Origin of the sequence: Falcatimonas sp. MSJ-15, assembly GCF_018918265.1 — a bacterium.
Classification (GTDB): Bacteria; Bacillota; Clostridia; order Lachnospirales; family Lachnospiraceae; genus Falcatimonas.
On sequence record NZ_JAHLQC010000001.1, the window covers coordinates 195,140 to 211,519 of the forward strand.

The following is a 16,380-nucleotide window of genomic DNA, read 5'->3' on the forward strand; positions in this document are numbered from 1 at the left end:
TCCTGGGAAAGAGGTAATATATGAATATTCTATTTTTTTTAAAACCAAAAAGTGAGATAGCATTTTTGTATGATGATTTTTCAGTTAGGCAGGCGTTGGAAAAAATGGAATACCACAGATATACAACAGTGCCTATAATTAACCGAAGAGGAAGATATATAGGTACAATCACAGAAGGTGATTTATTGTGGTTTATTAAGAATAAAAGCGAACTTAATCTCCACAGTGTTGAAGATGTAAGTCTTATGCAGGTGAAGAGACGTCTTGATTATAATGCGATAAGCATTAATGCGAATATGGAAGATCTTATTACAAATGCCATTGATCAGAACTTTGTTCCGGTAATTGATGATGATAAGACTTTAATTGGAATTGTAACACGAAAGGAGATAATTAATTATTTATATAAGAATCAGAAGAGTAAATAATTGATAATTGAATTGTATGAATGAAAAAGGAAAAATATTCGCAGCAAGAATGGTAATTGTTATTCTTGCTACGATTCTTATGGGATTCTGTCTGTCATGGCTTTTACTTATAGATCTTGGAACAGATCCATGTACAATGATGAATCAGGCTATATCTTCAAAGCTTGGAATATCTATAGGCAACTGGCAGGCAGGCTTTAACATAGTACTGCTTGTAATTGTCATTATATTCGGAGAGAGAAATCTTGGTGTAGGTACGCTTGCTAATATGTTTCTTGTAGGTTATTCTATTGACTTTTTCACATGGATTTGGAAAAAGACTCTGCCTCAGGAGATTTTTACATTGTGGTATACAAGAGCAATTATACTTGTAATAGCTATTGTTATATTTGTAATTGCGGCAGCTGTATACATGGACGTACATATGGGAACTGCTCCATATGATGCAATACCTGTTATAATATCAGCAAGACTTAAGAAAGTCCCATTTAAGATTATAAGAATGACATTTGATTTTGTTGTGATGATTATAGGTGCATTGTTTGGAGGAAGTATAGAGATAATAACTATACTTATGGTACTTGGACTTGGACCTGTAATATCAGCAGTTGGTGAGTTTGGTGCTAAGAGATTTCCTAAGATATTTGGGGAATAATCTGAAAATATTAATTGGCTCTTAAAAAAATACAAAATAATGTATTGACAATGCTGATAATAAGTGATATTATTTTTGGCAAGTAAAGAGTTGATGCGTTGAACAGAATAAGATTGTCATAAGTTCTTACTACAGAGAGTCACCGGTTGGTGTGAGGTGATGTATACTTTTGACAACCATCCTCTGTGAGCAGTGTACTGAATTTCATTAAGCAATTAATGATGGATAGTAGGTATCACCGGTTTTCTACCGTTATATAGAACCTTATTTCCGATAGTAGAGTAGTTAATGTATTAGGATATAGATTATGATTACATCATATAATCATGAATAGATATATAGGGCATTATATACTAATGATATTATCGATGATGAGAGTGAGAGGTCAGATAGTTGTCTGGCAAGTAAAGTGGTAACGCGTAAGCATAAGCTTTCGTCTTTACATATACAATAGTATGTGTGATGACGAAAGCTTTTTTTATACAGGTAACGCTCCAAAAGACATATTAGAATAGTCTTTGGTAACGACTACAATGCTCTTAGTATCACATCAGACTCTTTACAAATATTATGAAAGGGGTCGCCTGATAATAGGCGAGATTAGAGAGATGAATGGTTTAGTTATTGTTTTAATCGGAATTGTAGCATTAGCTGCAGGTTATTTATTGTATGGTCGTTGGCTTGCAAAAAAATGGGGAATTGATCCTAAAGCAAAGACACCGGCTTATGAATTTGAAGATGGAGAAGATTATGTTCCTTCATCAAAGTTTACTGTATTTTCACATCAGTTTTCATCAATAGCAGGTGCAGGCCCTGTAACAGGTCCTATTTTAGCATCAGTATTCGGCTGGGTTCCTGTACTTTTATGGTTAATAATTGGTGGACTTTTCTTTGGTGCAGTTCAGGATTTCGGTGCTTTATATGCATCTGTTAAGAATGAAGGCAAATCAATTGGTATGATTATTGAGAAGTACATAGGACGTACAGGCAGAAAGTTATTTATGTTATTCTGCTGGTTATTCACACTTCTTGTTATTGCAGCATTCACTGATATGGTTGCCGGTACTTTCATGGCAAAGGGCGTTGAAGGAATGTCAGATAGTACTGCTTATGCTAATGGTGCTGCTGCTTCAATATCAATGCTGTTCATTGTAGTAGCAATTATATTCGGACTTATCCAGAAAAAAGTTGGTAAGATGAAAGAGATAGTTCGTGCAGCAGTAGCAATCGTACTTCTTGTAGTTATGTTTGCAATTGGTATGAAACTTCCTATCTATGCTACAAAAAATGCATGGATATATATCGTAATGGCATATCTTTTCTTAGCTTCAGTAATGCCAATGTGGTTATTAATGCAGCCTCGTGATTATATGACAACATTTATGCTGTTAGGTATGATTATAGGAGCAGCTCTTGGTGTTGTAGTTGCACATCCTAAGATGCAGTTAAATGCGTTCAATGGATTTAATGTAGGTGGTAATTCATTATTCCCAACATTGTTTGTAACAATTGCCTGTGGTGCAGTATCAGGTTTCCACAGTCTTGTATCATCAGGTACATCATCTAAGACAATAAGTAATGAAAAAGATATGCAGCCGGTTGGTTATGGCGCTATGGTTATTGAATCATTACTTGGAATAATAGCACTTGTTGTAGTTGGTGCAGTAGCAGTAAACGGAACAAAACCAGATGGTACACCATTTGCAATCTTTTCAAGTGGTGTAGCAGGATTCCTTGAGAAGATGGGTGTATCTGTACAGCTTGCAACAGTATTTATGACTATGTGTGTATCAGCACTTGCACTTACATCACTTGATTCAGTTGCCAGAATTGGTCGTATGTCATTCCAGGAATTATTCTATGGTGATACAACTAATCCTGAGAATATGCCAACATGGCAGAAAGTACTTACTAATAAGTATTTTGCAACTGTTATAACATTATTCTTTGGATATCTGTTAACACTTGGTGGTTATAGTAATGTATGGCCATTATTTGGTTCAGCTAACCAGTTACTTGCAGCTCTTGTTCTTATAGCTCTTGCAGTATTCTTAAAGACAACAGGAAGAACAGGCTGGACATTATATATACCAATGTTTGCGATGCTTGCAGTTACATTTACAGCACTTGTTCAGAAGACAATTGCACTTGTAGGTAATGTTGCAGCAGGAAAAGCAACATTCCTTGTAGATGGATTACAGCTTATAGTAGCAATTCTTCTTATGGTACTTGGTGTACTTGTTGCTCTTAGTTGTTTTAAGAAGCTTTTTGGCAAAGAAGATAATAAGAGTACAGAGGTAAATGATAAGACAGCTAATGCATAGTTAGTTGGATACTAATAAAACCAAAAAAACACGCTTTTATTGAGCGTGTTTTTTTGGTTTTTAATTATTCATGTTTTTAATTATTCATGTTTTTAATTATTCATGTTTTTAATTATTCATGTTTTTAATTATTCATGTTTTTAATTATTCATGTTTTTAATTATTCATGTTTTTAATTATTTATGTTTTTAATTACTTATGTTTTTAATTATTTGTGTTAATAATTATTTAAGTTTTTTGGTTATAACGTATATGAATCTTGTAAAGAATGTTATACATTTAAAAAGGTTATCTGCGATCATGCACATCCATACAGTTTTAAGACCGAGTCCAAGAATGTTGATACAGATGAATGTTGATACGATTCGGATGCCCCACATAGATAAAGTTGAATCAATGAATGTAAATTTGGTATCACCAATTCCATTAGCGACACCTTCAAGTATTATGAATAGAGCAAATGCCGGTTCAGACATAGCGACAAGTTTTAATACTTCGCTGCCTTTTTCAATTACTCTGGCATCATTAGAGAATAATGACATCATAAAATCCGGAAACAGGTATAGAAAAATACTGAGTGTAGATATTATTGTAATTGCGATAGCAGCAGTTATGGCACTTGTTTTTATCAGTTTTTTCTTATTATTCTCACCGTATGCGTTGCCGGCAAGAGTTGAGGCAGCAGTCTGCATACCATATCCTGGAATATAGAAGGCTTCTTCGGCAGTAAGAGCTATGGAATGAGCAGCTATGCTTATTGTTCCAAGGTTGCTTACAAGTCCTGTGAATACTACATGTCCAAGACATGACGCACTTCGCTCAAGTGCAATTGGAAGACCTGTTTTAATACATTCATTCATTACATGGCGATCGTAGGATACTCGGGATGAAGTAGAAGATATGTATGGATTTTTACAAAATACGATATACATAAGGATTCCACCTACTATATACGAAAGTGCTGTTGATATTGCAGCACCATATATTCCTATATACCTTATAAGAATAAAGTTAAATACAATATTAATGATATTCATAAGAAGATTAATCTTCATTGGTGTCTTGGTATCATAGACTGCACGAAGAACAGAAGCCAGTATAATACTTGAAGCTCTGAATATCATAGGAAATGTTGTTATAAAAAAGTACCATGAAGTAATCTTTCTTATATTAGGTTCAGCACCAAGCCAGACAGGTAAAAATGGGCTTACAATACCGGTTATAATACCAAGCAATGCTCCGATAAAGAGAGTCATTATAACAGCCTGATTACCTGCTTTTTTTATGTTTTCATAATGTCCGGCACCCATCTGTCTTGCTATGTAGGATAAGAAGCCAACACCCATTGCAAAAAGAGGAGCATTAACAAGCCATCCTACAGTGAGGGTAAGTCCGACAGCTGCAGATGCGTCAGCACTGATCTGTCCGACCATGGCAGTATCAATATATGATACAATTGTCTGAAGTCCCTGCTCTACAACAGTAGGAAGTGATAAAGTTACAATCGTTTTAAAGATACGTCGGTTGTCAGTTTTACTTATAATCTCATTCATAAAAAAATCTCCATATAATAATTAAGTACAATATTTCTTTTTAATTTTAAGAAAAACTACGATTCCATGATTGGATATTCTTAAAAAGCTTTTTTAATTAAAAAGAAATTTTGTCAAACTAATATATTTTATACCATAATATTCGTGAAAATGATATAAAAAACTCAATTTCTAATATGTACAAAGTATTATAAAAGTGATATGCTAAATAGGATGATGCGTTGCATCATTAAATATATTTAGGAGGGAACTGTATATGTCATTAGAGATTTTAAAAAGAGCTGATGTAAAAAAAGAAAATACATGGGCAACAGAAGATTTATATGCAACAGATGCGTTATGGGAGGAAGATTTAAAAAAATTATCAGAATACGGAGATAAGATTGCTACATTTGAAGGAAAACTTATGGACAGTGCAGATAATTTATATAATTATTTTAAACTTTCAGATGAACTTGATGTTTTAACAGATAATCTATTTAATTATGCAAGTAGAAAGAGTGATGAAGATACTAAGAATAATTTTTATCAGGCAATGTTTGGAAAAGCTTATTCAGAACTTGTAAAAGTTGAGAGTAGAAGTGCATTCTTTGAACCAGAATTACTTGCAGCAGATGAAAGTGTCATTGAAGGATTCTATAAAGAAAAACCGGAACTTGAAGTATATAGAATTGCTATTAATGATGTTGTAAGAATGAAAGCACATATCTTATCACCGGAAGAAGAGAGAATTCTTGCTTTAGCAGGTGAGATATCAGAAGCACCAGGTAATATTAATTCAATGCTTAATAATGCTGATATGAAATATCCAAGTATTAAAGATGCTGATGGTAATGAACTTAGAGTAACACATGGAAGTTTTATACCACTTCTTGAAAGCAAGGATGAGAATGTAAGACGTGCTGCATTTGAATCTTTATATCATACATATGCTGATTTTAAGAATACTTCAGCATCAATATTGTCAGCACAGGTAAAACAGCTTATTTTCTTTGCAAAATCAAGACATTATAATTCAACATTAGAAGCTGCACTTGATGGAACTAATGTGCCTGTAAGTGTATATAAGAATCTTATAGAGGCTGTACATGACAATATGCATTATATGCATAAGTATGTAAGATTAAGAAAAAAATTAATGAAGAAAGATGAACTTCATATGTATGATCTTTATACATCAATAGTTCCAACTGCTGATGCAAAGATTCCATTTGAAGAAGCTAAAAAGACAGTTCTTGAAGCTGTAAAACCTTTAGGTGAAGAATATCAGTCAATCTTAAAAGAAGGTTTTGATAATAGATGGATTGATATATATGAGAATGAAGGTAAGAGAAGTGGAGCTTATTCAGCAGGTGCACTTGTACATCCATATGTATTGCTTAATTATAAAGAGACTCTAGATAGTCAGTTTACACTTGCACATGAGATGGGACATGCTCTTCATTCATATTATTCAAATCATACACAGCCTACTTGCTATAGACATTATAGAATATTCGTTGCAGAAGTTGCATCAACATGTAATGAAGCATTATTAATGGAACATCTTCTTGCAAAGACTACTGATAAGATGGAAAGAGCTTATCTTATTAATTACTTCCTTGAACAGTTCAGAACAACTCTTTATCGTCAGACAATGTTCGCTGAATTCGAGATGAAGATTAATGAGATGGTTGAAAATGGAGAGTCTTTAACAGCTGATGAACTTTGTAAGTTATATCGTGAACTTAATATTGAATATTATGGTGAAGACATTGTTGTTGATCATGAGATTGATATGGAATGGGCAAGAATTCCTCATTTCTATTACAATTTCTATGTATTCCAGTATGCAACAGGATATTCAGCAGCCATTGCTTTATCAAGAAGAATATTAAATGAGGGCGAGAGTGCTGTAAAGGATTATCTTGGATTCTTAAAAGGTGGATGTTCAAAAGATCCAGTATCACTTTTAAGAGGTGCAGGCGTTGATATGGCAACAAAAGAGCCTGTTAATGCAGCATTAAAACTCTTTGGTAAACTTATTGATGAACTCGATGAATTACTTGCAGAATAATTATAGATAACATTTACAAAATTAGATATTTATTGGAATATCTTATTCTATGCCAGGATATGATATAGATTAACTTCATATTGAATTAGAGAATGTAAAACCGGTTTGCACATTGGATGGCAAACCGGTTTTATTGATTCTATATAGTATTGCATATTAATAGGAATTATATGAAAAAATATAAGAAATAACAATAATTGACATAGGCTGATATAGGAAAAACCTATAACGAGTACAAGTTTTTTCATATTTTATTTTTGGAAAAACAAGTGTTATACTTATGAAACATTAATAAACAAATAACTTAAAAGAAAAGTGGTGTTTTTGGTGATTAGATTTGATAATGTAAGTAAAAAGTTTAATACGAAGTCAGGCGAAGTTGTAGCAGCGAATCATGTTAACTTGCAGATTGAAGATGGAGAGATCTTTGGTATTATAGGTTTTTCAGGAGCAGGAAAGTCTACACTTGTAAGACATATTAACCTTCTTGAATATCCAACAGAAGGCAGTATATATATAGATGATGTTGATATAACAAAAGTTAGCAATAAAGAGTTAAGAAGATATAGACAGAAGATAGGAATGATATTTCAGCAGTTTAATCTTCTTGAACAAAGAAATGTAACTGGCAATATTATGTATCCTCTTGAGATTGCAGGAGTTAAGAAAACTGAAGCTAAGAAGAGAGTTGAAGAATTATTACATATTGTAGGAATGGAAGATAAAGCTGCAGCTTATCCATCACAACTATCAGGAGGACAGAAACAAAGAGTTGCTATAGCACGAGCACTTGCAACTAATCCGGATGTATTATTGTGTGATGAAGCGACAAGCGCACTTGATCCTATAACAACACGTTCAATACTTGAACTTTTAAAAGATATTAATAAAAAACTTAATGTAACAATTGTTGTTATAACACACGAGATGAAGGTCGTTGAGCAGATATGTGACAGAGTTGCTGTTATGAGTGCCGGTAATATAGAAGAGATTGGAACTGTAAGAGAAGTATTTATGAATCCAAAGTCTGAAACAGCAAGGAAACTTATTATTCCGGAGGAAACTAATCTTGTAAGTCATACAGATAGAGATGTCCTTAGAATAGTATTTGACGGTCAGTCAGCATTCGAACCGATTGTATCTTCACTTACAATTGAGTGTCAGACAATGGTTAATATACTTGGAGCTAATACTGAGAATATTGGTGGTAAAGCGTATGGTCAGATGCTTATCGAACTTCCAGGTGATCCTGATAAAGTTCAAAAAATTAAGGATTATCTTGACAGACAGGGTATTCACTATGAAAGGGGGCGTTAGTTATGCCACAGGGAATGGGAGAATTACTATTAAATGGTATATTTGAGACAATGTATATGACAATAGTATCAACAGTTATATCCTACATTATAGGAATTCCACTTGGAGTAATTGTATATATTACAGATACTAATGGTATATGTAAGAATAGAGTAGTTAATTTTATAACAGGAACAATAATTAATATTGTAAGATCAATTCCATTTTTAATACTACTTGTTGCGATAATGCCTTTTACAAGACTTGTAGTCGGTACATCAATAGGTTCAACAGCAACAATAGTTCCACTTATAGTAGCAGCTGTTCCATTCATTGCGAGAATGGTAGAATCATCATTAAAAGAAATTGATGGTGGAATTATTGAAGCAGCCAAAGCTATGGGTTCATCAACATTGCAAATTGTAACTAAAGTATTGATACCTGAAGCAAAACCATCACTTATGGTTGGTGGTACGATAGCATTTGCAACGATACTTGGATATTCAGCAATGGCAGGATTCGTTGGTGGTGGTGGACTTGGAGCTATCGCTACTAATTATGGATATTATAGATATCATACAGATGTTATGTTAATTACAGTAGCACTTTTAGTTCTTATAGTGCAGATATTCCAGGAAGTTGGTTTAAAACTTGTTAATAAAGTTGATAAGAGAATTAAATAAACAATATTAAGCAGTATAAATATTGTTAGTATCCAATTCTAATGTCTATAAGAGAAGAATATAAAATAGTGTTAATTAGTATATGCAGATTAACAGATATATGATAGGCAGTCAATAGGTCTAAGATTGTATATATCATAAATGGTCAAATATATGAATCTGTATGCACATTATATAATAAAATGTAAAAAGAGGAGAATGATATTATGAGAAAATTGAATTTAAAGAGAAAAGCAGTAGCATTAGTGCTTGGAGCAAGCCTTGTAGCTTCAGTATTTACAGGATGTGGTAACAAGAAGAGTTCATCAGAAGATGATAAAGTAATAACAGTTGGTGCAACACCAACACCACATGCAGAGATTCTTAATGATGTTGTCGCTGATATATTAAAAGAACAGGGATATACATTAAAAGTTGTTGAATATAATGACTACATAATTCCTAATACAGCACTTGAAGATGGAGAATTAGATGCTAACTATTTCCAGCATCAGAAATATCTTGATAACTTCAATGAAGAGAATAATACACATCTTGTGGCAGCTGCAGGTGTTCATTTCGAGCCATTCGGTCTATATGCAGGTAAGACAAAGTCACTTGATGAGTTAAAAGAAGGTGCAACAGTAGCTGTGCCAAATGATACAACTAATGAAGCAAGAGCATTATTATTACTTGAATCAGCAGGATTAATTACACTTAAAAAAGATGCAGGTATCAATGCGACAATTCTTGATATTGAAGAAAATAAGTTAAATCTTGATATTCAGGAAGTAGAAGCTGCACAGGTAGCAAGAACACTTCAGGATGTTGATATCGCAGCAATTAATGGTAATTATGCACTTGATGCAGGATATGGTATAGATGATGCACTTGCAGTAGAAGCAGATGATTCACTTGCAGCAGAGACATATGTTAATGTTATTGCTGTAAAAGAAGGCAATGAGAATTCTGCTAAGACAAAAGCATTAGTAGATGCTGTTTTATCTGATAAAGTAAAAGAATATATTAATGAAAAATATGAAGGCGGAGTAGTTCCACTTTTCTAAAATATTATTATATTTTGTAAATGGGATGTAAAAAGTCCTTATAAAAATGAGCTGAAGTCGTGAGATTTCAGCTTATTTTTTTGGGCTATTTGTCAAGAGTTGGGATAAATTTTTTTAACATAGTTGTAGTCATTGATTACAACTATGTTCCTTTTTTTTGATTTTTGTCAAGAGTCAGGTAAAACTTTTGGTAAAATTAAGTCAGGGCAATAACCATTATATAAATTATGCTAATTATATTTTAGGTTAATTTAAATTATCATTAGAGAGTAAAACTTATAACTAAAAAGATAGTGAAAAACTACAAAAAAATATGCGAAATTTACGAAAAGACTTGATTATTATTTTCGAATAATATATTATAATTTTAGTACGGATTAGCAAAGTTGCACAACGGGTTGAAAAAGAGTGTGTTGTTTTTGCATAATCTGCACATAATAGTATGTTAGGAGGAAGTAGTATGAGGAAAGTAACTAAAAAGTGGCTTTCATTCTGCCTGGCACTTCTTATGGTGCTGTCACTTGTAGGGGGCAATGGGTTTAAACCTGTAAGTGCAAAGGCTGATGAGAGCAGTGAAGCTGTTGTAAACAGCAGTGTCTTGTTAAGTGTTGATGGTGGTGAAAAAACAGCCATGACATTATATACAGGTGGTAATTATGAGAGTAAGATAACACTTGGTGCAGGAAGTCATACATATAATGTGACTGGTGCAGGTAATAAGACATATGAAGGAAGCATAACAGTATCAGATGAAGAAACTGTATATGTAAGAGTTAATATTTTAAACGACACAGTATTTGATTCAGTAAACAATAAAGACCAGTTTAAATCAAGTGCTACTTTAGTTGGGGAACTTAACAAATTATCAGATGAATTTGAACTTTGGAATCCTTCAGTAGAAGGAACAAAGGCAGATCTTGATTATGCAGGTGGTGGAAGATTCATTAAGACATTCACTTTTCCAGCACTTAGCGAAGAGACAACTTTAGAATATAAAGTTGCTTATGAAAAACAGTGGAGTAATGGTGAAATCGGTGATAATGTAAAGGTCACAATACCGGCAGGAGCAACATCTATATCAGTATATGCAGATTATATTAATAATATATGTACTGATTCAATTAATACAGCAGATGCTTTTAAGACAATAACATTAATCGGAACTGTAAGAGAGATGGGTGATACTAATTGGGATCCATCATATTATGAAGGTTTTGATTTCTATAATGTAAAGCCTGCGAAATATGTATTTTCGAAAGTTTTCAATAAAGGCGAATATGAATATAAGTGTGTATTCGATCATACAGGCAACTGGTATGGCGGCAATAATGTATCTCTAAACGTAGAAGAAGACAATACAAATGTTGTATTTCTCTATAATGCAGAAGATGGCAAGTTATATGACAGTATCAATAATTATACATATGTGTCAAAGACACTTGGCTATCCTGTAGAAGTTGAAGACAATGGTGAGTATGTTGAGAGAGATGTATATATTCCGGGAACATTTCCAGGTAATAGCTGGGATGCAGCATCTAATAAGATGACATATCTTGGTGATAAATTATATTCATATACATTCAAGAACGTTCCAGCAGCTAATTATGAATATAAGATTGCAATAGATGGTTCATGGGACGAGAATTATGGTGCAAAAGGTATCAAAGGTGGAAGTAATATAAGTGTAACAGTAACTAAAACAATGGATGTTACAGTATATTACAATGATGATTCACATATATCAGTTACATCACTTGATTACATATTTGCTGATGTATATCTAAATGGAACAGGAATTGAAGAGGGAACAAAACTTATAGATGCATCACTTTCAGGAGTATATAGTGTAAAAGTTGCATTAGCAAGTGGTACATATAGTGACCTTTCAATTACTTATGACGCAGAGACATATAACATAGGAGAATTTACACTTGATAATGATAGAGAAGTAACATTCTATTTTGATCCTGTGACTAAGTTATATTATTCAAATGTAACAGATAAGCTTATTAATGCAGATGAAGTATATTATGATACTAAAGATACAGAATATAAGAGTATATATGGAGCAGTAAAAACAGATGAAGAAGTAACATTTAAGATTAAAACAGGTGATGATGTTACAGAAGCAGTTCTTTTTGTAAATGGCAAAGAGAATAAGAGACTTCCAATGACAAAAACTGCAGACGGTTATACAGTAACAACTTCATTTGATACAATTGGAGAATATACATATTTCTTCTCAGTATCTAATGGATCAGATGTAAAAGTATATAGTGATGATGATGGATATTATGGTGTGGGACAGTTAACAGAACTTAGTGACGTTAATCCATATGAACTTGTTATATATGATAAAGACTATAAGACACCTGATTGGATGAAGAATGCTGTAATCTATCAGATATTCCCTGATAGATTCTACAATGGAGATACTACTAATGATCAAGCAGTGCTTGCTTCAAGAGGAGCAACAATGTATGAATTCCCATCATGGGATATGCTTCCAGAGAATCCGGAACAGGAAGAACTTCTAGGAGATGAATATCCTTCATTCGCATTTAAAGGTGATGGCAACTGGAGTAATGAGATGTATGGTGGAGATCTTAAAGGTATAACTAAGAAGATTGATTACCTTGAATCACTTGGTGTTAATGTAATCTATATTAATCCTGTATTCGAATCAATATCAAGCCATAGATATGATGCAACAGATTATACAAAAATAGATCCTATACTTGGAGATCTTGGCGATTTTACTGAACTTGTGAATGCATGTGAAGAACGTGGAATGCATGTCATTCTCGATGGTGTATTTAATCATGTATCAGATGATTCAATATATTTTGACAGATATTACAAATTCATAGGTAGAGATGGATACGTTGGAGCATATCCATATTGGGCATTTGTATATGATGAGATGAATGAGAATGGAACATCACTTGAAGTAGCAAAAGCACTTGCAAAAGCACACTTTGATGAACTTGGTGTAACAGATTATACTTATGTTAATTGGTTTGATATAAAAAATGAAGTAAATGAAGAAGCAATAGATACAATTGGCGAAAGAGCAGGAAAGAATGTATATTCATACGATTGCTGGTGGGGATATGATTCAATGCCTGTAATTATTGCAACAGATGGATCAGAGTATCAGACAGAAGGATGGGCTGATAAGATTATTGATGGTGAAGATTCAGTAACTAAATACTGGTTAAGAGAAGGATCAGATGGCTGGAGACTTGACGTTGCAAATGAAGTATCAGATGAGACTTGGATTAATTTTAGAAAATCTGTAAAATCATTATCATCAGATAATGTAATTATTGGTGAGATATGGGATGATGCAACAGATTATCTTCTTGGTGATATGTATGATTCAGTTATGAATTATGTATTTAGAACTGCTGTATTAGGCTATGCAAAAGGTGATAAGACAGCAACTGAAGCAACAAAAGAACTTGAGAAGATAAGAGAAAGATATCCACAGGAAGCATTCTATGCAATGATGAACCTTGTTGGTTCACATGATACAGCAAGATTATTATCATTCCTTGATGGAGTTCCTGATGATAGAGATGATAAGAGTTTTGATGCAGCTTTCCCTACATATGATAAGACTAGTGATAATGCTAAGAAGATGCAGCAGCTTGTAGCATTAATTCAGATGACATATCCTGGTGCACCAACAATATATTATGGTGATGAACTTGGTATGACAGGTTCAGATGATCCAGATAACAGACGTGCTATGGAATGGGGCAAAGGTAATAAAGAACTTGTAGAATATTATGCACTGCTTGGTAATATGCGTCAGACTTATAAGACTTTAAGAACAGGAGATTTTAACATAATAGATACTTCTGATGCAGATAATATTATGGCATATGTAAGAAGTGATGAAGACAATACAATTCTTGTATTTGTTAATAATTCTGATAAAGCTATTCAAGTAACTACAGAACTTGGATCAAAATATTATGGAACATATACTAATGTGCTTACAGGTGAAAAAGTAGTAATTAATGCTAATACTAAGATAGATACAGAAGCATATAATGGAGTTGTACTTGCAAAAGATTATACAGCAATACAGGTTGATTATGCAGCATTAAGATCAGCATATGAAGATGTAAAAGAAGAAGAGACAACTAAAGCTACAAGCGAAGAGACAACAGAAGAAACAACAGAAGAAACAACAGAGGAAACAACAGAAGAGACAAGTGAAGAGACAACAGAGGAGACAACAGAAGAAGAAACAACTAAAGATAATAATGAACAAGGTATCATTAATAAGATTGTAAAAGTTATTAAAGAAATTGTAAAAGTAGTAATTAAGATATTAAAGCATTTTGGAAGACATTAAAAAATACATTGTATTTTCTCTTAAAGTTGAGTATAATGCTAATGCATCGTTTTTTACAATACTGATAGATTTTATGGGAGAATACTAATGGAAAAGTTAAAAAGTTTTATTATGTCTAAGAAAACAGCCATTATCCAATTTATTAAATTTGGTATGGTAGGAGCTTTAAATACTGTATTATCATATGTGATAACTAATGGTAGTTATTATGTACTTCATTTAGGAGCGCAGGCTAGTAATATCATAGCTTTTATTATTACAGTATTTATATCTTATATGCTTAATGGAAGATTTGTCTTTAAGGATGGTAATGAGAAACAGCCATTTCTTAAAGGTCTGGTAAAAGTATATATATCTTATTCAGTTACAGGATTATTCCTTATGGCGATTCTATTATATATTGAAGAGGATATATTTGGAGTACCACATTATATAGCAACTCTTATGAATATGGTAGTTACAGTGCCAATTAACTTTATTCTTAATAAGTTTTGGGCATATAAAGACAAAAAATAACATACAAAGAGGATTGACTATAAAGTTAATAATGAAAATGGCTATGGTTTGTGAACCATAGCCATTTTTTAATACCAGAAAACTTATTTTGCAACTTTAGGTTCATAGTCAACTCGTTTTGCAAGGAATGCTCCGTAGATTAGGATAAGAATATTGCTTATAACCATTGCATACCATATACCACTTCGATCAAGATTAGTGAAGTGCTTGAAACATTCAATAAGAGGAAGTCGTATAACCCATAGTCTTGCAGTTGACATTCTAAATGATAATCCCGTATTACCAGAGCCATTAAAAAGTCCAAGAAAGTTCTGGAACATTGACATAAGTGGCTGGGTTAGAAGAACCCAGAATATATATTCCATTGATATGCTAAGAGTGAGCGAATCGTTAGTTAACAGACTAAGCATCTCTTTTCTAAAAGGATATATAATAAGACATCCTGTTATTGAGATGAAAAGTCCTATGTTACGGCTTACTTTATAAGCATTTCGTGCACGCTCCTTATTGCCTGCTCCAACACTTTGTCCTATGAATGCAGCGAGAATAGAACCAAGTGCAGCTGTTGGAATAAGCAAAAGATTGGAGATTTTATTACCAATACTGAATGCTGCGGCAACATTTTTACCAAAGTCAAGTATAGTAGCCTGAAGTATAAGGAAACCTAATGAACTTAGAGCCTGACTTGCAGCTGATGGAATCGCAATATCATATAATTTGCGCATATCATCAAGTTTGAATTTCATGTCAGATAGATGAAGGCGCATCTCTTTATCTTTTACACGAAATAGTATTATTATGCAAAATGGAGCTTGTATAGCCTGACTTACCATTGTTGCAAGAGCAGCACCTGCAATTCCAAGGTTAAGGACACGAACACAGTAAGCTGTAAGAAATATGTTAACAAATACTGCGGCTGATGAGATGATTACAGGTGAAGTTGTATCTCCATTTGCTTGTCTTATCGCCTGAAATGCTGTGAAGATGAATAAAAATGTCATCTCAAAGGAGCGAATTCTAAGATATATAATAGCAAGCTCTAATATATCCTCTTTTGCTCCCATAAGACGCATTACAATTGGTGCAAATATGAATAAAGATGCATTAATAATAAGTCCTATGATAATAGCAAGTGATAATAACATTGCTGAGTTTTTTCTTGCTTTTTCTATACTCTTCATGCCGATATACTGGCTTATGATTGCAACGCCGGCAACAGCAAGTCCTGTACTTAGTGCAAGGAATATGTTGATTAGAGGCCATGCGATTGATATTGCTGCCTGGGCAGAAGTTGAATTAGGCATCTGACCAATAAAATAAGTATCCACGAGATCGTGAAGTGATTTTAGCAGGTTAGATAAGAATACAGGCCATACAAGTAACATGAAGGCTTTGTATAGATTAGATTCGTTAAGCATTAAGTCTTTTTTGTTTCTTTTCATAATAATGGTACT

11 protein-coding genes are annotated in these 16,380 nt (G+C 33.1%); 9 read left to right on the forward strand and 2 right to left on the reverse strand.

What is annotated here, in order from left to right; all coding sequences use genetic code 11:
* The first annotated feature begins 20 nt into the window (after positions 1–20).
* From KQI85_RS00720 to KQI85_RS00730, 3 genes are all read left to right on the forward strand, one after another.
* Entirely contained in the window at positions 21–428 is a 408-nt protein-coding gene (locus tag KQI85_RS00720) for a CBS domain-containing protein (protein ID WP_216574121.1), read from the forward strand.
* Between the two features lie 16 nt (positions 429–444).
* Positions 445–1,083 carry a YitT family protein gene (locus KQI85_RS00725; protein ID WP_216574122.1) on the forward strand — a complete coding sequence of 213 codons (639 nt, stop codon included), beginning with the start codon at positions 445–447 and terminating at the stop codon, positions 1,081–1,083.
* Between the two features lie 608 nt (positions 1,084–1,691).
* The gene (locus tag KQI85_RS00730) at positions 1,692–3,407 is read left to right on the forward strand and encodes a carbon starvation protein A (protein ID WP_216574123.1); all 1,716 of its coding nucleotides are present in this window, start codon (positions 1,692–1,694) and stop codon (positions 3,405–3,407) included.
* A gap of 224 nt (positions 3,408–3,631) precedes the next feature.
* Here KQI85_RS00730 and KQI85_RS00735 read toward each other — a convergent pair whose 3' ends face one another.
* Positions 3,632–4,960 (reverse strand): MATE family efflux transporter, encoded by a 1,329-nt coding sequence (locus KQI85_RS00735; RefSeq protein ID WP_216574124.1) that lies wholly within the window; start codon positions 4,958–4,960, stop codon positions 3,632–3,634.
* A 256-nt stretch (positions 4,961–5,216) separates the two neighbouring features.
* On the opposite strand from KQI85_RS00735, the gene pepF reads away from it, so the two are divergent.
* The 6 genes from pepF (at position 5,217) to KQI85_RS00765 (ending at position 14,926) form a co-directional block, all read left to right on the forward strand.
* On the forward strand, positions 5,217–7,016 hold the full coding sequence (gene pepF / locus KQI85_RS00740; protein WP_216574125.1) for an oligoendopeptidase F: 1,800 nt from the start codon (positions 5,217–5,219) through the stop codon (positions 7,014–7,016).
* Positions 7,017–7,343: 327 nt separating this feature from the next.
* Positions 7,344–8,333, forward strand: a complete 990-nt coding sequence (locus KQI85_RS00745; protein WP_216574126.1) for an ATP-binding cassette domain-containing protein — start codon at positions 7,344–7,346, stop codon at positions 8,331–8,333.
* A gap of 2 nt (positions 8,334–8,335) precedes the next feature.
* The gene (locus KQI85_RS00750; protein ID WP_371820500.1) at positions 8,336–8,995 is read left to right on the forward strand and encodes a methionine ABC transporter permease; all 660 of its coding nucleotides are present in this window, start codon (positions 8,336–8,338) and stop codon (positions 8,993–8,995) included.
* Positions 8,996–9,201: 206 nt separating this feature from the next.
* Positions 9,202–10,041, forward strand: a complete 840-nt coding sequence (locus tag KQI85_RS00755) for a MetQ/NlpA family ABC transporter substrate-binding protein (RefSeq protein WP_216574127.1) — start codon at positions 9,202–9,204, stop codon at positions 10,039–10,041.
* A 460-nt stretch (positions 10,042–10,501) separates the two neighbouring features.
* Entirely contained in the window at positions 10,502–14,410 is a 3,909-nt protein-coding gene (locus KQI85_RS00760) for an alpha-amylase family glycosyl hydrolase (protein WP_253293692.1), read from the forward strand.
* A gap of 87 nt (positions 14,411–14,497) precedes the next feature.
* On the forward strand, positions 14,498–14,926 hold the full coding sequence (locus KQI85_RS00765; RefSeq protein WP_216574129.1) for a GtrA family protein: 429 nt from the start codon (positions 14,498–14,500) through the stop codon (positions 14,924–14,926).
* A gap of 83 nt (positions 14,927–15,009) precedes the next feature.
* Here KQI85_RS00765 and KQI85_RS00770 read toward each other — a convergent pair whose 3' ends face one another.
* Positions 15,010–16,368, reverse strand: coding sequence for an MATE family efflux transporter (locus KQI85_RS00770; RefSeq protein ID WP_216574130.1), 1,359 nt, complete (start codon positions 16,366–16,368; stop codon positions 15,010–15,012).
* Positions 16,369–16,380 lie beyond the last annotated feature (12 nt).

Excerpts from the sequence above, each read along its gene's own strand:
- KQI85_RS00720 (WP_216574121.1), top strand. The coding sequence starts at position 21 with ATGAATATTCTATTTTTTTTAAAACCAAAAAGTGAGATAGCATTTTTG.
- KQI85_RS00725 (WP_216574122.1), top strand. The coding sequence starts at position 445 with ATGAATGAAAAAGGAAAAATATTCGCAGCAAGAATGGTAATTGTTATT.
- KQI85_RS00730 (WP_216574123.1), top strand. The coding sequence starts at position 1,692 with ATGAATGGTTTAGTTATTGTTTTAATCGGAATTGTAGCATTAGCTGCA.
- KQI85_RS00735 (WP_216574124.1), bottom strand. The coding sequence starts at position 4,960 with ATGAATGAGATTATAAGTAAAACTGACAACCGACGTATCTTTAAAACG.
- pepF (WP_216574125.1), top strand. The coding sequence starts at position 5,217 with ATGTCATTAGAGATTTTAAAAAGAGCTGATGTAAAAAAAGAAAATACA.
- KQI85_RS00750 (WP_371820500.1), top strand. The coding sequence starts at position 8,336 with ATGCCACAGGGAATGGGAGAATTACTATTAAATGGTATATTTGAGACA.
- KQI85_RS00755 (WP_216574127.1), top strand. The coding sequence starts at position 9,202 with ATGAGAAAATTGAATTTAAAGAGAAAAGCAGTAGCATTAGTGCTTGGA.
- KQI85_RS00760 (WP_253293692.1), top strand. The coding sequence starts at position 10,502 with ATGAGGAAAGTAACTAAAAAGTGGCTTTCATTCTGCCTGGCACTTCTT.
- KQI85_RS00765 (WP_216574129.1), top strand. The coding sequence starts at position 14,498 with ATGGAAAAGTTAAAAAGTTTTATTATGTCTAAGAAAACAGCCATTATC.
- KQI85_RS00770 (WP_216574130.1), bottom strand. The coding sequence starts at position 16,368 with ATGAAAAGAAACAAAAAAGACTTAATGCTTAACGAATCTAATCTATAC.